Origin of the sequence: Paenibacillus turpanensis, from assembly GCF_011421635.1 — a bacterium.
In the GTDB taxonomy this organism is placed as follows: domain Bacteria; phylum Bacillota; class Bacilli; order Paenibacillales; family YIM-B00363; genus Paenibacillus_AK; species Paenibacillus_AK turpanensis.
The window spans coordinates 61,296-80,664 of record NZ_WTLI01000014.1 but is presented as its reverse complement, the minus strand read 5'-3'; the positions used below and the strand labels follow the sequence as shown (position 1 = coordinate 80,664).

Sequence of the window (19,369 nt, the reverse complement as noted above, 5' to 3'; positions counted from 1 at the left end):
CGATGAAACATCCGAATCCGTTTGAAATGCAGGATGCCGAATACCATGTGTTAGTAAACGATGAGGGTCAGCATTCGCTCTGGCCCGCCTACATTCAAGTGCCGCAGGGCTGGAGCATGGTGTTCGAGCGGCAGAGCCGGGAGGCCTGCCAAGAGTATATCAACACGAACTGGACAGATATGCGCCCAACAAGCATCCAGTCGAAACATACGCTTGGAAACAGCGATAACGCAGATCATGCGCATATGGATGCCGTTAATTCCGGCGGGGAGCGAGTAGGGGCAGGTCTTACCGGGTTCGGTTCCGGTACCGGTTCGGGCAGCTCGCAGTGAATAGGAAGCTGTCGCTGAATACGCGAGTTGTCGTCTGTATTGTCTATATTAGTGCCATGTTCATGGCGGCGATGGATGCGACGATCGTTAATGTTGCGCTTGTTACGATCAGCGAGGAGCTGCAAGTCCCGGCAGCGGCGCTCGGAACGCTCAACGTCGGCTACCTCGTCAGCTTGGCTTTATGCTTGCCGGTATCCGGTTGGCTTGGCGACCGTTTCGGGTCGAGGAAGATTTTCTTGCTGGCACTGGCCGTGTTCACCGCGGCCTCGGCCATGTGCGGCTTCGCCGGAAGCCTGACGGAGCTGAACGTGTACCGTATGGTACAGGGGGCAGCCGGCGGGCTGCTGACTCCGGTCGGGCTCGCCATTCTATACCGGACGTTCCCGCCGCATGAGCGGCCGCGGATTGCCCGGATCGTGGTTCTCCCCATCGCGCTTGCGCCAGCGATGGGGCCCGTCCTGGGCGGGTTCCTGGTGGACACGTTTTCTTGGCGGTCAGTATTCTATGTCAACCTTCCCATAGGCATCCTTGCATTGCTGTTTGGGCTGCTGTTTTTGGAGAATTACAAGGAAGCAGGGAAACGCCGCTTCGATTTGCCGGGGTTTTTAACCTGTACGCCAGGCTTTGCGCTGCTGATGTATGGTTTAACGCAGGGGCCGCTCAAAGGCTGGGGCTCGCCGGAAATATGGGGCTCCGTCATCGCAGGTGCGGCCCTGCTGGTGTATTTTGTTGTGCTGGAGCGCAGGTCGGAGCAGCCGATGCTGGATGTCCGTCTTTTCTCCAATCGGTTATACCGGACGATGGGACTGAATTCGTTCTGTATTGCCGCTGGTTTGCTCGGTATGCTTTACGTGTTTCCGCTCATGTATCAGGATGCGTTTCATGCCTCTGCATTGGAAGCGGGGCTGACCACGTTCCCCGAGGCGCTCGGCCTGATGGTGTCGTCGCAGCTTGTGCCGCGGATTTTTACCCGGCTGGGGCCGCGCCGCATGATGACGATCGCTTTACTGTGTGCAATCGGAATGTTTATTCTGCTTAGCTTCGTTACACCGGATACGAACCCTTGGCTCATTCGTGCGCTGCTGTTTTTCACCGGCTTCTTCTTAGGAAATGCGGTTGGTGTCGTGCAGGCGTCTGCGTTTGCCACGATCTCTCCGCCTTCTATGGGGCAGGCAACGGCACTGTTTCAGGTGCAAAATCGTCTCGGCTCCGCGCTTGGCGTGGCCATCCTAAGCAGCATCATCGCAACGATGCTTGCCATGACGGGAGCGGGGGCTAGCGTAGAGGCGTCTGCAGGGCTGACGGGATCTGTGACGCCTGCCAGTGCGACGACGGAGGCGTATCCATATAAGGTGGCGCTGCTTTGCTCCACAGGCTTTCTGCTGGCTGCGCTGTTTTTTGCACGGCGAATCCACGACGAGGATGCAGAGGCCGCGATGAAAAAGCCGAAGCCTGGGGCTAAGCCTGCCGGGCAACCGGCACCGCGGGCAGTCGCGCCAGCGCCTGCCCAATCCAGTGCCGAAACGCGTCGGGAAGTGCCCGCGCCAGCGCAATCCGGTGCGGAACCAGCTCGGGAAGTGCCCGCGCCAGCACAATCCAGTGCCGAACCGGCTCGGGAAACGTCCGCAACGGCTCAACCGGTCACTTCTACGAGCAAAGCATAAGCGAAAATAAGCGCTTCAAATCACGCCTTAACATCAAATAGGATAAGAACGGATTGGGGGGAGCGGCGGATACGCTCCCCTCCTCCTGTTCCATAACCTGCGCCAACCATTTCTGTCACGAGGGAGAACTGTTATGAACATGAAAAATACTTACGCACAGCCGGAAGTTCCGCCCCTTCTTGATGTGAGCGAGTGCCACATTTGGTGGGCACGCTGGAGCGACCTGCAGCCTTGGCATGGACAGCTGCTAAATGAAGAAGAGCAGGGCCGGGCGCAGGCGTACCGTCGCCTGGAAGACCGAGCCCGGTTCATGGTCGGCTGTGCCATTAGCCGCCTTGTGCTGGCCGCAGAGCTGGGGTGCCCGCCGCAGCAGGTGCCGCTGGACCGTACTTGTCCGGGCTGCGGCAAGGCACATGGCCGCCCTCGCCTCCCCAGGTCGATGCCGCAGCAGCTCTCGGTAAGCCACTCTGGCGAGCTGGTGGCTGTTGCGTTTACGACGGGCACGCCGGTTGGGATCGATGTAGAGCAAATCCAAACCGGGGCGGAGATCAGCAAGCTGATCCAAGGCGTCCTATCGGATGCCGAGGCTGCGAAGCTTTCGGAAATGCCGATGGTGGAGCGGAGGGAAGGTTTTTACACCTTCTGGACCCGCAAGGAAGCTGTCTTGAAGGCCACGGGCAAAGGCCTAGCAATTCCCCCCGAAAACCTATCGGTTTCAGGCCCGAACGAGCCCGCACGGCTGGTTTCATCATCGGGCGCAATTCAGGAGCAGCTCGCTGCTGGAGCCATGCTAACCGACCTTCATCCGGGCCCGGGCTATACAGCGGCTCTTGCGCTTCTAGACTCCGCCCCTAAAAGGATTCGCGAGTTTGACGCTGCACTTTTATTGAAGGGAAACTGAGCGTTCGGACCTGACATCTTTTAACTAAGTCATAGTACTCCTCGCGGGATTAAGCTGGTGCTTGAACCCGCAGCTGCTGCAAATTGTACATAATAAAACGCCGAAGGCTCGTAGAACCTCCGGCGTCTGTTATTTATTTTTCCCCGCCCTTATGGGTTAACTTCTCCAAGGTTTGCACGATTTCCGCAAGCTCACGGAAGCTTTCATTGAGGCTGTTCATCCGACCGTTTTGCAGTTCAACCGAAGCCGTTACCTGCTGGACAGAGGCGCTCGATTGATCCGTGATTCCTGCAATGGAGACAGCCTCGTTAACGATCACACTCGAATCGCTCTGCAGGCTTTGCAGCATGTCCATGAGCTGGTTTGCAAGCTTCTCGGAATCAAGCGCATTGTTCAAGATCGATCCAAACACCTCGTCGGTGCGTTCGGCGCTTTGTACGCCCGTTTTTACCTCGGATTGGCTGGACTGTACGTAAGTGCTCACCTGGCTCGTTTTGGCCAGCATCAAGCGGATTTTTTCTCCGATTTGATCCGCAGCCGTACCGGAAAGCTCAGCGAGCTTCCGCACTTCGCTCGCAACGACCGCAAAGCCTTTGCCATGCTCCCCGGCGCGCGCGGCTTCAATGGATGCGTTCAAAGCAAGCAGGTTCGTTTGATTCGATATTTCCTCAATTTGAGATAAAATTTCAGCAATGCTCCGGCTTTGCTGCTGCAGCTCCTCCATTAAAACAGCCACTTGATCAACGGTGCCGGAAACCTGCTTCATGTTGCTCTGTAATGCTCCGACCACTTCGCTTCCGGTTTTAGTTAACGCCGATGTCCGGTGGGAAATGTCAATCACGCTCTTCGAGGTTTCGTTCGCTTGGGTCACCTTATGGTCGATTTCCTGAATCGAATCCCGGATATCGCCGACGCTGCTTGCTTGGGATGCAATGCCGCTCGCCACCTCCTCGAACGTAGCGGTCAGCTCCTGCGAAATGTTTTTGGACTCTGTTAGATGCAGCTGCAGCGACGATCCCATGGTCGAAAGTTTATCCACAGTGGTTGTAACCTCAGCTAAAATGGCCTCCACCTCGGACTGCGCTTTGACGGCTTGAGTTCCTTTTTCTACGGTTTCCTTATGCTGCTTCTGACCGATTCTCGCCTGCATGGCCGTAATAAAAATGACGAGGATAAAGATGACATTCAACGAAATGAAGCCGGCCACCCCAATTCCGCCGAACATTTTTTCCGGATATTGCTGGTATAGGATGAAAATGAGGATGAGAGACATAGCGCCGCTGCTTAATATCGATTTGTAGTTGTGATACAGGGTAATAACGGTGAATGCGTAAAAAATCATGATAAGGGAATTTACATTGGGAGTCGTTTCTGCAAAGGAAAAGACCATTCCGGTAAGACCTACTGAGGTGATGTATTGGACGGAGCGAATGAGCCATTTTTTTACGATCAAGAGTGTGACTAAAAGCGAAACGCTACCGCCAATTAAGGAAACAACGAGAATGGTGCTCGTATTGGCCCGTGACAGAATCGTAGCGGCTGTGCCTAAAGCTACGGACAACCATAGCAGTTTGACGACAAGTTTATTTCTCTCGTGAATCAGGTGTAGGTCCATCTGCATGCCTCCAAAGGTGATAGAGGGGATCCGGCTCGTTCTTCCGCTCTATATAGATTTCCAATTATCGTATTACCATCGACAGTTTTCGTCAATATCCAATAAACATAGCTTGAACTAGAAAAATGCAGTCGATTCCGGAAGGATTTCTAGATCTGGAAGGAGTGAACGGTTAGGAATGATGAATTTATTAAAAATATTTATCTCATATAATAATAACTTTTATATGAAATTTACACTATCTTAATGTCGAATGCAGGAGGAAATTGTCATTGATGGTCGAAATCAATCTGTAACTAAAAAATATACATATCGGATAGGGTGACAACATTGCGTAATCTTAAGGTTTCAGTCAAGGTATCGATACTGCTTTTTATTTCTTTACTTTCCCTATTAATTGTAGGGGCGAGCGGATACAGCTCTATTAAGACGCTGAGCAAAGGAAATGCAGACATGTATGATCAAGCACTGCTTCCAGTATCCTGGGTCTATTTGATGCGAACCCATAATCAGTTTATTGAGTCCAATGTGCTGGAAATGATTTTGAATAAAAACGAGATTAAGAATAATACATTAAACTTACGAACGGTGGAACGCACCAGGGCGCATGACCTGCTGCTTAACGATTTAAAAACGAAAGAGCTGTCTCCAAAAGCACAGGAGCTGTTGGGACAGTATGAGGCGATTTTGCCTAAGTACCGTGCCCAGTTGGATAAGGTTCGCTTGCTGGGGTTAGAAAACAAGGATGATGAGGCGTATGAGATTTTTGTGGACTCGGTTAGTGAGATGAGGGATCAGACGACCGCGCTTTTGACCGAAATTTCGAACGAAGTCGGGGCAAAGGCGGAAGCGGCAAAAGCAAGCGCAGCCCAGCAGGCACAGACTGCAGGAGTGTATTTCCTTGTTGTCATTGTGGCGGCTGCCGCACTTCTATCGGTGATCGGCTTCTGGATCATTCTCTTAATTACAAGGCCGTTAAAGAGCTTGACGCAGTTAATGGAAAGGGCGAAGGACGGGGATCTTACGGTCGAAGGCAGTTATCGTTCTAAGGATGAGATCGGCAAAATTACGTCCTCTTTTAATGCGATGATCTTCGGGCTGCGGCAATTGGTAGGCAAGGTGAATGAAAGCTCCTTAACCTTATCCGCTTCCGCGGAGGAAATGATGGCCGGTGCAGAACAGACGAGCCGTGCATCGGAGCAAATCGCTTCTTCGGCCAGCGAGCTCGCTACGGCTTTTGAGGAACAAGTGAAGAGTGTATCATCTTCTTCGGATCTTACGGAGGAGCTTTCGACAACCATCATAACGATCGATCGAAGCGGCGAGGAAATGAATCAGCTATCGGTAAATTCAGGTTTAGCCATTGAAGAGGGGGTCCAAGCGATTAGTTCCGTCCTGCAGCAGATGAACGGGATCGAGGGCAATGTACGGGAAACGCAGGAGATGATGTCGCAGCTTGGCTCGCTGTCCGATGAAATCGGCGCTGTTGTCATTACGATTCGGGAAATTGCCAAGCAAACGAACCTGCTCGCCCTAAATGCATCGATTGAAGCGGCGCGGGCGGGAGAGCAGGGCCGAGGGTTTGCAGTCGTTGCTTCGGAGATTCGCAAGCTTGCCGAGGGGACCGCTGCTTCAACGGAAAAAATAACCGAGGTCGTCGAAACGATTCAATCGCAAATTTCAGTTTCACTCGAGTCCACCATGCGAGGCTCTGAGAGTGTAAAACGCGGGGTGGAGCTGAGCAGCCAAGCCTCCAAATCGTTTGAAAGCATCGATGAATCGATGAAGCAGTTAAGCGTTAGAATGAGTGAAATCGGCCAGTCCGTCTCCATAGCGGCAGCTAGCGCAAGAGAAGTGGCCGGTCATATGGCTCATCTGCAAGCTGTATCTCAAGAAGGCAATTCGAGTGTTCAAGAGGTTGCGGCATCGAGCCAGGAGCAGCTTGCATCCATGGAAGAAATGACGCATTCCTCGCAGTCTCTATCCCAGTTAGCGGAAGAGCTGCAGGGACTTCTGGTAAAATTTAAGCTGTAGGCAGAGCTGCTGCGCGAAGCCCCCTGGTCATGCAATGGTCATGATCGGGGGGCTTTTTCCGGCTTTGCCGAAATCCCCAGCGCAATACTTCGGATCAGCTGCACGATGATGTCATCGAACAGCGGGCCAAGCTCCTGCCGATGCTGCGAAAGGAGCAGTACCGCCCGCAGCATCCCTGTGATCACATCCGGGTCAAGCGGGGCAAGCTTCCCTTCCTTCTGCCATTTGGCGAATAATTCCCGTCCGAGCTGCTGGTCGGCCTCGGTATGCTCCTCCATTGCTTCAGGCGGCAGCTTTCGAATGAGCTGCGCCCAGTCATAGCCGCGCATGACCATGCTTAGAAAAGGACTCCGCTCAATCGCTTGAAAGCTGTCGTAAAACAGCTTCTCGATAAGCTGGGCGGGGGGCAGGTCCAAGCCTTTGAGCTCGGCAATGATGTCGCCCGTGAACGCTTCCTCTTGCCGCAGAATTTCATAATAAAGCTCCTCCTTTGAGGGGAAGAAGCGGTAGAAGGAGCCTTTGGCGATCCCGCAGGCTTGGACGATATCGTCTATACTCGTTTTTTTGAGGCCGTATTGGACGAATAGCTCTTTTCCTTTGTTTAGGAGCAGTTCGCGAATATGCTGCTTTTCATGCTCGTTAAATTTCGGCATGCTTTATCAAATCCTCCGTCTATTGCAGGTAACTTACCGTCGAGGTCGTCCCTCTTTATTTCTAGGCTTCACAAGAAAACTCTTCTACTGCCTCAGACACGCATAAACCGCCCGCCGCAGCGCGTTTTCCCGTGGATTGCGATCCATATATCCGCCGATTTGATTCATGGCGTAGGCGTAGCCGACGCCCTTGTCCGGATCGGCAAAGCAGAAGGAACCGCCTGCGCCGGGATGGCCGTACGCATGCCGGCTAGTGCCAAACGACCGTTCTGGGATCGGCTTCCAAAAGCCGAGCGAATACCCAAGATCGGCGCGGTTGACGAGGTCGAACCAGCCTTTGTCCGGAGGAATTGCAGGTCTTGCCAGCTCCTCAAGCGTATGGACGGAAAGCTTCAGTGCGGAGCCGCCGGAGGCGAATTCACCGTAAATCTTCGCCATATCCCGAACTCGCCCGACGCCGTTTCCCGATGGGAATTCGATGGAGAGCATTTCCCGATGGTTAAAATGATTGTTCGCGACGAGCCGTTTCGGATCGACCATGCTTCGTGAGGTTAAGGAGCGCGGGTTGGCGAAAGCCAGCAGCAGCGAAGGAGGCACCTCGTGCAAACGGAGCAGCAGCTGCAGCGGACTGTCGAACCCCTTAACCTTTGCAAGCCGGGAATCCGGTACCGAGGCGGGCAGGCCGATGTAAAATTCCGCCTCCAGCGGTGCGGCGATTTCTTCTTGAAAAAACACGCGCAATGGGCGCCCCTGCGGGTCCGTGCGGCGGATCAGCTCGGAAATAAACCAGCCGATGGTCCACGTGTGGTATCCATGCGCTTCCCCCGGCTTCCAGGCCGGGATCATGGCAGCCAGCTTAGGAGCGGCCGAGGCGGTGTCAAGATCGGCAAAGCTACGCAGATCAAGTTCATCCAAACGGCAAAGGCCGGCTTGATGACCGAGCAGCTGCCGGATGGTGATGTGTTCCTTTCCATGGACGGAAAACTCGGGCCAATGCGTGGCTACGAGGTCGTCGTATGAGAAAAATCCTTTCGAATGCGCATCTGCAGCGGCAAGGGCGGCAAAGCCCTTGGTACTGGAAAACACGGGGACAAGGGTGTCGGCTCTCCATTTGGCGTCCTGCTTCGGGTCTGCATAACCGCCCCACAAGTCGACGACACATTCGCCGTGAACGTATACCGCGCAGGCGACGCCGGTTTCACCGCGGGAGGAAAAGTTGTGTACAAATGCGTCGGCGACCTTTTCAAATCCGGGGGTTACAGTGCCGTCGAGATGAAACGAGCGTTGCTTGGATAAAATCGGCAAGAGGATGCAGCTCCTTTGGAATAGCCAACTATAGTTTTGATTTATGTGACTAAAGTATATTTTTTAGTCATATAAAAGTAAAGAGTGTTATGTATAAACGTTTGTGAACCGTAGTGACGCCTGACGAACGAACAAAATTTAACGGAAATCGTAAATTTTTATGTCGAAAAAAGCATATTTCTATTGACGCATCGCCATAAGTTGGCGTATTATGAACATCGTTACTTGTGAATTTCGTCACATGGTCGGATCTTATTTTTTACATTTAATTACGAGGTGTGTTTACGATGAATGCAACGGAAACGAATCAGTCGGCACTTACCGAAGTAAATCAGGCTGACAAACAAGAGCTTTCCCACCTGCTGGCCGAGCTTGCAAAGCCGGAGGTTCAGCAATCGCTGACGCTGCTGCTTACGAATCTTCCACAGCTAACCGAAGCTGCAACGAAGCTTGCGGATGCTTACCAATTTGTTAATACGCTTGCGACGGACCCGGTTTTTGTTGAGGATGTAAAGGGCGGCTTTAATGAAATGGTGATGCCTGTCGTCGAAGGTGCGAAAGGTGTTGCCTCTGCAGCGATCGAAGCAAAGGACAGAGCGGAAACACAGTCCGATACGATTGGCGTGTTTGGCCTTCTGAAAATGATGAAGGATCCGCAGGCACAAAAAATGTTCCGGTTTATGCGGGAATTTTTGGCGATTCAGAATGAGCGTCAGAGCAATCGATAAACGTGAATAACGTTGCGGAATTTTTTATTGATAAGACGGAGGAATAATTATGAAACGTATCGTAATCCTTGGTGGCGGTTACGGCGGCTTGCTGAGCGCGTTAACGGCGAGAAAATATCTTTCGCCACGTGAGGCGTCCATTACTCTTGTAAATCGCACTTCTACGCATCAAATCATTACGGAGCTTCATCGTTTGGCTGCCGGCAACATTTCGGAACAAGCGATCGCGCTTCCGCTGGAAAAACTGCTGAAGGGCAAATCGATTGATCTTGTCGTTCGCGGCGTGGATAGCATTGCACCGGATCAAAATACCGTCCAGCTTGAAGGCGGCAGCACGCTTTCCTACGACGTATTGGTTGCGGCGCTTGGCAGTGAAACGGCATTTTTCGGCATTCCGGGGCTGCAGGAGAACAGCTTCACCCTGAAATCGACGAATGATGCGAACCGCATCCGCGCTCACGTGGAAGCGAAGCTTCAGCAGTACGCGAAGACGCGCAATAAATCCGACGCGACGATTGTTGTGGGCGGCGGCGGTTTGACCGGCGTTGAGCTCGTAGGCGAATTTGCGGATGAGCTTCCAGAGCTTTGCCGCAAGCTCGGCATCGAGTGGAGCGAAATCTCGATTTACTGCGTAGAAGCAGGGCCTTCGATTCTCGGCGGCTTCCCGGCGGACCTGATCGAGCGCGCAACAACGAGCTTGGTGAAGCGCGGCGTTACCTTCCTGACAGGCGTGCCGATTACCGAGTTTAAGGATGGAACGGTATTCCTGAAGGACGGAACCTCGATTCCGACAGGCACATTGATTTGGTCCGGCGGCGTACAGGGTAACCCGGTTGTGGCTAATTCCGGTATCGAAGTAAACCGCGGCCGTGCGATGGTCAACGAGTTCCTTCAATCTACCTCGCATCCGAACGTGTTTGTTGCCGGCGACAGTGCAGTCGTCATGGGTGAGGACGGCAGACCGTATCCGCCTTCGGCGCAGCTGGCTTGGCAGATGGGCGAAGCAATCGGGTACAACCTGTTTGCGTACCTTGGACAAACCCAATTGGAGCAATTCAAGCCTGTATTCTCCGGTGTACTTGCGAGCCTCGGCAGAAAAGACGGCGTAGCGACAATCGGCGAGCGCAAGACGAAGCTGAAGGGCTTCCCGGCCTCGGCGATGAAGGAAGCGAGCAACATTCGTTATTTGTCACACATTAACGGCTTGTTCTCATTAACCTATTAATCATCTAATCATATCGGCAGTCCAAGTCTTCCTTTCGGGAGGCAAGGGCTGCCGTTTTTTCTAGGGCGAATCGCAATGGAATCCATATATTGACAATAGAACTGAACTGGGGTATATTTTCCGTTGACATTGGTGTCAATCATAAGAAGGGAGGCGGATGGATTGTCACCACGGACGAAGGAACAAAATGAAGAAATTCGCCGGCAGCGCATGCAGCAAATTATGCAGGCCGCCATCCTGGTTTACGCCGAGAAAGGTTATGCTGCTTCCGAAATCGGTGAGGTTGCAGAGCGCGCCGGACTTGCTCGAGGATTGGTCTATCATTATTTCAAAAGCAAGCAGGCACTTTTCCAGGAGCTTTACGAGACGATGATGGAACGGACGCAGCAGCGGGCAATCTTGCATTTTTCTCAGGAACGGAATGCTCTTGAGCTGTTTGGCGAATACGCTCAGTTGGTATGCAGACAGATGCTGGACGAGCCGGAGGTTTCCCGTTTTTACAATCGGATTCCACTGGATGTGCATTATTTGTATTTGTCCGAGGAGCGGTCACCGTTTCAATGGATGACGGAGTACATCAAGCCGATGGCGGCCGCCATCGAAAAAGGGATCAGTCGAGGAGAAATCCGCAGCGGTGATACGAGCCTGCTGGCAAGGCAGTTTTGGGGCGCGGTATCGGAAGGTATGAATTATTTGGAGCAGCTGCGTCAGGATGATCGTTCGAAAGGGATCCCTGAACAAGAGACAAAAGAGCAGCTGGCCAAGGCAGTCGGTCAGATCGTTGAGTCAGCGATATCGGTAGTCCGCAAGTAAAATTTTTTTGGTTTTATTGTTGACATTCGCGATAGTCTAAAACAAGGAGGGATGAGTTTGACACTGGTATCGATGGAACGAGGGACGTTTGAAATTCTGGATGATGAACGACTCGGATGGGCTTGTATGGAACCGACCTTTGTGCAGATCCGGGGGAAGGCGCCAGCTGTGAAAAGAGAGGTGATCGCACGCTTAACGGAGGGACAGCGCGCGCTTTGTATGTTTCGGGTGCTCTATGACCACGCAAAGTCTTCCCCTTTGGAGTATTATTTGTGGATCCATTCACTGCTCGATACGCCGGATTATTGGAACGGTGTGCTGAAGGGGTTACATTTTTACGAAGCTTCGAATATGGCACACTTCCTTGAACAAACCAAAGAGGAGTTCGCGTCGAGAAACAGCAGGCTGGGGCGGACATGGGCGGATGCTTCCTTTCAGGATTTGGAGCAGGATGCTGAGCTGAAGGAAAGGGTTGAGGCCGGGTATGCTCGCTTTGTAGAATTGGCGCAAGATAGCCATAGGCGGGTGGCCCAGTTTATTCGGGCGAATACGGGGCAGTACGTCATTTTGCAGGAGTAAAAAAGATCATGAACGGTTGTCGTGGCGGCGGCAGCCGTTTTTTCGTACATAGGGCGGGCTAGTTGAATACGTCAAATTCTTTCGAGGGTTACAGCGCTATTTACCGTATAAATTTAACTACTTCCGTTTTATCCGGGTTCGGTGTGAAAATATGAAGTGTGACGGGTAGATCTATAGATGAGGAGGATATGAAATTGAAATCGGTATATTTGACATAGGATACAGGGGTATGGTAAATTTACTCCAGTATAAAAAATACCCGTTGGGGGTATAAAACAGGGTGAGGAGTGTTGTTTCTATGGAAAACCAACATGTAGTTGTACAAATTAGCGGAATGAATTGCAGATCTTGCGCTGCAAAAATTGAAAAGGCGGTAGCCTCAATGGATGGTGTCAAGGGGACCGTCGATTTCCCTTCCAAAACAGCTCGTATCGAGGTTCAACCGGGCTCCGCACAAGTGCAGGATGTCACCCGCAAGATTGAAGAGCTTGGATATAAGGTAACTCCTTTGGAATAACATCGCCTCAAATTTGCAATTCCATACTAGGGAAGGAACGTGGAGGGAAATGAATCAGAAACGAAATTGGGCAGCGGCGGCGCTGCTACTACCGGCTGTTCTGCTAGCAGGCTGTACATCAGGGGCAAGAGAAACGGGCTCCCAAGCACATCATGAGCACGCGCAGCATGCGGGAGTGGCGGCGGGCTCGAGCGATTCTGTATCAGGGAAGACGGAGCTGACCGAGGCGACAGAGGTGCTGCGCGGGAAAGAGTTTACCCTGACGGCGAAGCCGGGAATGCTGGCTGCTGCGGAGGGAACAACGGTGCCGGTATGGAGCTTTAACCACTCCGTGCCGGGCCCGCAGCTGCGGGTCAAGCAAGGGGAGCTTGTTACGGTGAAGCTGCAGAACGAGCTGCCCGAGCCCGTTTCGATTCATTGGCACGGTTATCCGGTCCCGAATGCGATGGATGGAATTCCAGGGGTGACGCAAAATGCGGTACAGCCGGGGGAGCAGTTTACGTATCAATTTAAGGCGGATGTCGCCGGCACGTATTGGTACCACTCTCATCAGGACAGTGTAAATCAGCTGGATCGCGGTCTCTACGGCACTCTCGTTGTGGAGGGAGAGGAAGACTCCAAAGTGGATCGCGATTATACGCTTGTGTTGGACGAGTGGATGGGCGGCGGCGCTGCGGCCTCGGACAGTGGCACCGGTGCAGCAGGTCACGATATGGCAGAGGGCAGCCACGGCAAGAGCGGGACGGGTCCTGCTGCGGAAACGGGTCACGCAGCGAACGCAGCGGGTCACGGTGCGCACGATGCAGGCCATGGTGCAAGCCACGGTGCTGCGGAAACGGGCCACAGCGGACATGCGGGCAATTCAAACCATCCGCATGGAACACCCGGACAAGGCCATGACATGAGCATGTACAACCTGTTCACCATCAACGGAAAGACGGGTGAAGCTGTAGAACGCCTTCTCGTCAAAGAGGGAGAAAAGGTTCGCCTGCGCCTCATCAATGCCGGGTATATGTCCCATGAGCTCCATCTTCATGGCCATGAATTCTCGATAACGGCAACAGACGGTCAGAAAATCAATCATCCTCCGTCAACGAAGGATTCCTTGCTGGCGATTGCCCCAGGCGAACGCTATGACATTGAATTTACGGCAAACAACCCCGGCGTTTGGCTGCTCGAGGAGCACAGCGACAACCCGGCCGCGGTGGGCATGAAGGCGGCCATTGTGTATGAAGGCGCTGCATCCGGAGCAGACCGGGCGAATGAACGCGAGAAGCTGCCGCGCATCGATCTGATGAGCTACGGTGAAATGGCGGATGCCCCGTTTCAGCTGGATCAAAAGTTTGATCTAGAGTATACGATGAATCTTGGCACGACGGAGGACAAGGGCGGCCAGTTGTTTACAATCAACGGTAAGACGTACCCAGACACCGAAATGCTCACTGTAAAAAAGGGCGATAAGGTGAAGGTGCGTCTTGTCAATAAGTCGGAATCGGACGACCATCCGATGCATTTGCACGGTCACTTCTTCCAGGTGCTGAGCAAAAACGGCAAGGCGATGACGGGCTCGCCGATCATCAAGGATACGTTAAACCTGAAGCCGGGCGAGGAATACGTTGTAGCCTTTATCGCGGACAATCCGGGAGAGTGGATGTTCCACTGCCATGATCTCCATCATGCCGCTGCCGGGATGGTCACCCATCTAAGGTATGAGGGCTTTCAGCCGCAATTCAAGGCTGACCCGAAGGCAGGCAACAAGCCGGAGTAAAAAGATGGGCGGGCTTGGTTAGCGATAAGAATTTATTGAGAAATAATTTTTTTAGTGGGGAAACGCTTAATTGAGGGTGAGGAGAAATAGATGAGAGTTTTACTTGTAGGGGCAACAGGTACCATTGGTCGGGCTGTATACAATGAGCTGACCGGTCGCCATGAAATCATTCGGGCCGGGCGAAAGGGAGCTGACGTAACCGTAGATATTACATCTTCGGAAAGCATTCAGCGGATGTACGAGACGGTCGGGATGGTGGATGCGGTGATCAGTACAACCGGTGCAACGCATTTCGGACCTTTGCAGGAGCTGACGCCGGACAAAAACGAGCTTTCCATCGACAGCAAGCTAAAAGGCCAAGTGAATCTCGTCCTGCTCGGCATGAACCATGTTCGAGATCGCGGAAGCTTCACTTTGACTACGGGTATTATTATGGATGACCCGATTTTTGGAGGAGCCTCCGCCGCGATGGCCAGCGGAGCGGTCCGCGCTTTCGTCCAATCGGCGGCGATTGAGCTGCCGCGCGGGATTCGGATCAATAACGTCAGCCCGAATGTATTAGCGGAGTCGATCGAGAAGTATGGCCCGTATTTTCCGGGCTTTGTGCCTGTGACCGGCGAGCGCGTCGCTCAAGCGTACCGGAAGAGCGTAGAAGGTGCGCAAACCGGACAAACCTACACGGTTTATTAGTAGTTAATTACGTGCGACCCTGAAGTAAAAGAAAAGCTAGAGTTTCCTTTGCAGGAGGCTCTAGCTTAATTTTTTATACGATAATTGGTTCAGCAATCCATCATGGGACAGCCAAAGTTATCCACAGATAACCTCACAAAAGCAGGATTCGCAGCCTATCCCTTTGGTTCATTAGACGATTCACCCATACAATCAGTGAATATCCGTCCTTTTAAAATAAACGAGTGATGCAATCAGCCCGACGACAGATGTGGCAGCAATAACCGCATACGAGAATTCGGGAGGATGCTCGACTGGAAGCGTGCCGTCAACAATATCCCGCACGGCGGACCACGGAAACAGGCCGCGATGCTCCGAGTTGGCCATCATCACGTTAATCATCGTAATCACAATGGTAAAAATAATGGTCGGCACGTAGCTTTTCATCCAAAGGCAGATCAGCACCGTAGGCGTGGACAGAGCAAAAAGCAGCAGGCCTCCAATCACGAAGCGTCGGAACGATCCGGCGACCAGCGCGGAGCTTAAGCCGTCAAATCCAAGCAGTGCGCCAAGCCCCAAGGTGAGCGACCAGGCGAGCAGCGTTAACAGCAGCATCCATCCGAGCAGCAGCACCAGCTTGCTGGCAAGGAACATGAAGCGTGAGACCGGTATGGTGAGCAGGCTTTTAAGCGTGTCCTCAATAAACTCACGGTTAATAAGGTAAGCCGTAACGACGCCGTATAAGGGGACGCCGATGACAAGCAGCGTATACAAATTCGTTTCAAAGAAAAGCTGTTCGAATACGACGGGCTTTGCGGGCTGCTTCGTCGTCATATGAATATACGATGCGACCACGACCATGAACGGCGCGACAGCAGAGCCGATCATACTGATCAGCATCATTTTGGAGCGTTTGAGCTTAAGCAGCTCGGCAAGCAGCAGGTTAACCAATGGTGCCACCCCCTACCAGCTTGGTGAAGGTGTCTTCCAAGCGATCCTCACTCTGAGCAATTTTCAGTACCTCAATCTCGTTGTGAACGAAAACGCGGTTGATTTTCCCCTGCTCTCCCTGATGGGAGTAAATCCGCAGCAGCCCGTCGCCATGCGCTTCATAATCGGTGATGCCAAAATGCTTTTCAAGCAGCATCGCCGCCTTGTTATCGTTGCTGACCTGAAACTCGACATACTGGCGGTTTCGCTGGCGCAGCACCTCGAGATCAGCCTGCTCCAGAAGCTTTCCTTCATGCAGGATACCGATGTGGGTAGCCAGCTGCTCGATTTCGGACAAAATATGACTAGAGATTAGAATCGTGATTCGGCGTTCCGCGGCAAGCGTTGTGATCATCTTCCGCATTTCTTTAATGCCGATCGGATCGAGCCCGTTGCTCGGCTCATCCAGAATGAGCAGCTCCGGATAATGGAGGAGGGCGCGGGCGATGCCGAGCCGTTGCTTCATGCCGAGCGAGTAAGAGCCGACCAGCTTCTTCGTTTCATGCTGGAGGCCGACGATCTCGAGTGCCTCCTCAAGGGCGTTCCGCTTGTGCATGCCCATAATTCGAGCGACGACCTGTAAATTTTCTTTGGCGGTCAAATTTTCGTAAAAACCGGGAACCTCTACAATCGAACCGATTCGTCGTAAAATGTCCTTCTGGCGTTTGGCCAGACTCTCCCCGAAAATTTCAATCGACCCGGAGCTAGGCTGGATCAACCCGACGAGCATACGGATCGTTGTTGTTTTTCCGGCGCCGTTACGGCCCAGAAATCCATAGATTTGGCCTTCTTCAACCGTCATGCTCACATCGTTAACAGAGATCTGCTCCCCGTATTTTTTAGTTAAGTGGCTGGTTTGAATGACTGCACTCATGGGCGTCCTCTCTTTCTTCATGCGTTGGGTACAGTACCAGTGTAGAAAGAAAGCTTTAACCACTGCTTATTCATTTCTTAACAATTTCTTAACTGCACGCCGGCTTTGCTTAGGGAGGGACAAGCGAAATACCGTTCGCACCCAAGGCTCGCTTTCGACGGACAGGCTGCCGCCGTTTTTCTCGGCTAACGCTTTGGCAATCGCAAGCCCAAGCCCGCTGCCGCCATGCTCGCCGCTGCGCGAGGCTTCGCCGCGGTACATCCGCTCGAATATGCGTTCCTGCTCTCCCAGCGGAATGCCGGGCCCGCGATCGGAAATCAGAAGATGATAGTCCTGTTCCTGCTTAACCATTTCGACCCCCACATATTGACCGGCTTTTCCGTGCTGAGCGGCGTTTTTCAGCAAATTGCCAATGATGCGCAGGAGGCTTACCCGGTCGGCCAGTACCGTACAGGAATGCTCGGGCAGACGGAGATCGAGCTCGATGCCTTCTTTTTTAAACAGTGGTAAATAATCGATCAAGACCTCTCTGGTCATTTCCGCTGCGTCCAGTGTCTCAGGGTTTAACGTCAATTCATCCGCATCCAGCTTCGCCAAGGTAAACATTTCATCGACCAGCAGCTTAAGCGCTGACGCCTTAGCTTCAATTACCGAGAGGTACTCCCGTTTCTCTTGCTCCGAAGCCGAAACATCGTCTTTAAGCGCATCGATGTAGCCAATGATGGAGGTCAGCGGTGTACGAATATCATGGGAGATGCCGGAGAGCAGCTGCTTCCTCGCGGCTTGTGAACGGACATGCTCGATTTGAACAGCCTCCAAGCGCTCAATTAATTCGTTGATCGAGAATAGAAGCTCGTCCACATCCGGCTCCCCCGGAGCAAGCAGACGAGTTTTGGAATTGCCGCTAAGAACGCGCCGAAGCTCCGAACGGGTGCGCTCCAGAAACTTCGAAGCGCGTCTTCGCCATTGGAAAAGAAGAAGGATGCTTCCGCCCAATATGGTGAACAGGATCCACCGGGACGCTTGAGGCTCGCCGTGGATCAGCTCCAGCCAAAGCAAACCGAGGATTGCGCCAAGCTGCAGCAGCAATAACAGCGTCATCTTGTTCGGCTTCATTCACGCTCACCTGCAAATTTGTAGCCGATGCCCCATACCGTTTGGATGTACTGCGGATCGGACGGATCGGCTTCGATCTTTTTGCGAAGCTTGCGGATGTGCACCATCACGGTGTTATCGTCCTCCAAATAGTCGCTATTCCACACCTGCCGGAACAGCTGCGTCTTGGTGAATACTTGTCCGGGATGCTGCATGAAAAATTTCAGCAGCTGCAGCTCCTTGGCGGTTAGAGCGATTTCGCGGCCGTCGACCGAAGCTGTGCAGCTTCGCATATCCAGCGTTACGCCGTGAAGGTGGAAGCGCTCTTCTTCCGAAGCTCGGCTGTCCGGATTCAGCACAAGGCTGCGCCGGAGCAGCGCTTTTACACGGGCAACCACCTCATTGATGCTGAAGGGCTTCGTAATATAGTCGTCGGCCCCAACGGTTAACCCGACGATTTTGTCGACCTCATCATCCTTGGCGGTCAGCATCATGATGGGGACATTGGACGTTTTGCGCAGGCTTCTGCAGGCTTCCATGCCATCGATTTTCGGCATCATGACGTCGAGAATGACAAGCTGATACGCTTTATGGGCAAACAAACGAAGCGCTTCTTCGCCGTGGATGGCCGTATCCACCTCGTAGCGCTCCCGTTCTAAATATTTTTTTAACAGATCACGAATCTCTTTCTCGTCATCCGCAATTAAAATCCGAATCGTATCCATAGGTTCACCTGCTTAGTTACGGGTAAATGCTGCTGCGTATTCCTCGGGCGTTTGACCGACGAAAGCTTTAAAATCCTTGATAAAATGCGACTGATCATGGTATCCAAGCTCGGCCGCGAGAGTCAGCCAGTCGGCGTGAACCGCCAGATCGATTCGTTCGGCCGCATTTTGCAGCCGGTACAGCCGGATCACCCATTTGGGGCTGACGCCGACGTACTGCTCAAACAAGCGTTGCAGCTTGCGCTTATGGAGCTGGAACAAGTCGCACAGCTGATCGACTTGGGTAATGTCCCGGTCCCCGGCAATCCGATCGATGATCGCTTGCAGGGTAAGGATGTGATCGTCCGGCTCCGGTAAGGCCTTCACCAGCAGGCCGTCGGCTATGGCCGCCATCTCCTCATCACTTTCCAGGGGCAGCAGCAGCCGCTCCAGCTCCTGAGCGCTTACGGGCAGGACGGCTTCAACCGGCAGAGGCCCGCTGCCGAGCTCCGATATCGGCTGGCCAATGAACGGATAGAACGCGCCGGGCTTGAATTTTATGCCGAACACGCAGCCGCTGCCCTGCAAAGGATAGGTAAACACCTGCTTTGCCGGACCGTAAAACGCAGTGCGCATCGGCTGAACCACCAGGTTGACGCACGGGTTCGGGATGACCTGCTGCATGTACGGCTCTTCTCCGGATAAATCCCACCGCACGACCCAGTAATGCTTGACGAAAAAAGCGGCTCGTTCAGAAGGGGCATAGCGGCGAAGCTGAAATTTATCTTTTCCGGCCGCGTGCAGCTGGAGGACCCCCATGCTTGGCTTTGGATGCTGCATATTCAACTTAATCAACGCTCCTCTTGTCGCGTTTTTACAATACAAGGACTCTAGGAAAAATCT

18 protein-coding genes and 1 pseudogene are annotated in these 19,369 nt (G+C 52.9%); 11 read left to right on the top strand and 8 right to left on the bottom strand.

The features are described 5' to 3' along the window. Positions 1-2: 2 nt before the first annotated feature. The 3 genes and pseudogenes from GQS10_RS23800 (at position 3) to GQS10_RS14320 (ending at position 2,897) form a co-directional block, all read left to right on the top strand. A complete protein-coding gene (locus GQS10_RS23800) occupies positions 3-332 on the top strand; it encodes an MbtH family protein (RefSeq protein ID WP_166243331.1) in 330 nt (109 codons plus the stop codon). Then, positions 329-1,777 (top strand): annotated as a pseudogene (locus GQS10_RS14325) (MDR family MFS transporter); the annotation flags it as partial. The gene GQS10_RS23800 and the pseudogene GQS10_RS14325, both read left to right, overlap by 4 nt. 352 nt (positions 1,778-2,129) lie before the next feature. Then, positions 2,130-2,897: a 4'-phosphopantetheinyl transferase family protein gene (locus GQS10_RS14320; RefSeq protein WP_243735173.1), complete on the top strand. Its 768-nt coding sequence runs from the start codon at positions 2,130-2,132 to the stop codon at positions 2,895-2,897. Between the two features lie 133 nt (positions 2,898-3,030). On the opposite strand, the gene GQS10_RS14315 is transcribed toward GQS10_RS14320, so the two are convergent. Continuing rightward, positions 3,031-4,512, bottom strand: a complete 1,482-nt coding sequence (locus tag GQS10_RS14315) for a methyl-accepting chemotaxis protein (protein ID WP_166243329.1) — start codon at positions 4,510-4,512, stop codon at positions 3,031-3,033. A gap of 330 nt (positions 4,513-4,842) precedes the next feature. Here GQS10_RS14315 and GQS10_RS14310 point away from each other — a divergent pair, with 330 nt between their 5' ends. Continuing rightward, positions 4,843-6,546: a methyl-accepting chemotaxis protein gene (locus GQS10_RS14310; protein WP_166243327.1), complete on the top strand. Its 1,704-nt coding sequence runs from the start codon at positions 4,843-4,845 to the stop codon at positions 6,544-6,546. Positions 6,547-6,584: 38 nt separating this feature from the next. Here GQS10_RS14310 and GQS10_RS14305 read toward each other — a convergent pair whose 3' ends face one another. Both GQS10_RS14305 and GQS10_RS14300 read right to left on the bottom strand, forming a co-directional pair. Beyond that, positions 6,585-7,199, bottom strand: a complete 615-nt coding sequence (locus GQS10_RS14305; protein ID WP_166243325.1) for a TetR/AcrR family transcriptional regulator — start codon at positions 7,197-7,199, stop codon at positions 6,585-6,587. An 84-nt stretch (positions 7,200-7,283) separates the two neighbouring features. Then, positions 7,284-8,504 (bottom strand): serine hydrolase domain-containing protein, encoded by a 1,221-nt coding sequence (locus GQS10_RS14300; RefSeq protein WP_207952274.1) that lies wholly within the window; start codon positions 8,502-8,504, stop codon positions 7,284-7,286. Positions 8,505-8,791: 287 nt separating this feature from the next. Here GQS10_RS14300 and GQS10_RS14295 point away from each other — a divergent pair, with 287 nt between their 5' ends. The 7 genes from GQS10_RS14295 (at position 8,792) to GQS10_RS14265 (ending at position 14,824) form a co-directional block, all read left to right on the top strand. Then, a complete protein-coding gene (locus GQS10_RS14295) occupies positions 8,792-9,232 on the top strand; it encodes a helical membrane plugin domain-containing protein (protein WP_166243323.1) in 441 nt (146 codons plus the stop codon). A gap of 46 nt (positions 9,233-9,278) precedes the next feature. After that, positions 9,279-10,457, top strand: a complete 1,179-nt coding sequence (locus GQS10_RS14290) for an FAD-dependent oxidoreductase (RefSeq protein WP_166243423.1) — start codon at positions 9,279-9,281, stop codon at positions 10,455-10,457. Between the two features lie 162 nt (positions 10,458-10,619). After that, positions 10,620-11,270: a TetR/AcrR family transcriptional regulator gene (locus GQS10_RS14285; protein ID WP_207952272.1), complete on the top strand. Its 651-nt coding sequence runs from the start codon at positions 10,620-10,622 to the stop codon at positions 11,268-11,270. A gap of 57 nt (positions 11,271-11,327) precedes the next feature. Further along, on the top strand, positions 11,328-11,849 hold the full coding sequence (locus tag GQS10_RS14280) for a hypothetical protein (RefSeq protein WP_166243321.1): 522 nt from the start codon (positions 11,328-11,330) through the stop codon (positions 11,847-11,849). A 298-nt stretch (positions 11,850-12,147) separates the two neighbouring features. Further along, positions 12,148-12,366, top strand: coding sequence for a heavy-metal-associated domain-containing protein (locus GQS10_RS14275; RefSeq protein ID WP_166243319.1), 219 nt, complete (start codon positions 12,148-12,150; stop codon positions 12,364-12,366). A 49-nt stretch (positions 12,367-12,415) separates the two neighbouring features. Beyond that, the gene (locus GQS10_RS14270) at positions 12,416-14,134 is read left to right on the top strand and encodes a multicopper oxidase family protein (protein WP_166243317.1); all 1,719 of its coding nucleotides are present in this window, start codon (positions 12,416-12,418) and stop codon (positions 14,132-14,134) included. Between the two features lie 90 nt (positions 14,135-14,224). Next, complete coding sequence (locus tag GQS10_RS14265; RefSeq protein ID WP_166243315.1) at positions 14,225-14,824, top strand: short chain dehydrogenase; 600 nt, start codon at positions 14,225-14,227, stop codon at positions 14,822-14,824. A 192-nt stretch (positions 14,825-15,016) separates the two neighbouring features. On the opposite strand, the gene GQS10_RS14260 is transcribed toward GQS10_RS14265, so the two are convergent. The 5 genes from GQS10_RS14260 to GQS10_RS14240 form a co-directional block, all read right to left on the bottom strand. Next, positions 15,017-15,754 carry an ABC transporter permease gene (locus GQS10_RS14260; protein ID WP_166243313.1) on the bottom strand — a complete coding sequence of 246 codons (738 nt, stop codon included), beginning with the start codon at positions 15,752-15,754 and terminating at the stop codon, positions 15,017-15,019. After that, positions 15,747-16,667: an ABC transporter ATP-binding protein gene (locus tag GQS10_RS14255; protein WP_166243419.1), complete on the bottom strand. Its 921-nt coding sequence runs from the start codon at positions 16,665-16,667 to the stop codon at positions 15,747-15,749. The genes GQS10_RS14260 and GQS10_RS14255 overlap by 8 nt, the downstream gene beginning before the upstream one ends. Positions 16,668-16,733: 66 nt before the next feature. Continuing rightward, a complete protein-coding gene (locus GQS10_RS14250) occupies positions 16,734-17,783 on the bottom strand; it encodes a sensor histidine kinase (RefSeq protein ID WP_166243311.1) in 1,050 nt (349 codons plus the stop codon). Beyond that, positions 17,780-18,487, bottom strand: coding sequence for a response regulator transcription factor (locus GQS10_RS14245; RefSeq protein ID WP_166243309.1), 708 nt, complete (start codon positions 18,485-18,487; stop codon positions 17,780-17,782). The genes GQS10_RS14250 and GQS10_RS14245 overlap by 4 nt, the downstream gene beginning before the upstream one ends. 12 nt (positions 18,488-18,499) lie before the next feature. Continuing rightward, positions 18,500-19,306: an AraC family transcriptional regulator gene (locus GQS10_RS14240; protein ID WP_243735181.1), complete on the bottom strand. Its 807-nt coding sequence runs from the start codon at positions 19,304-19,306 to the stop codon at positions 18,500-18,502. Positions 19,307-19,369: the final 63 nt, after the last annotated feature.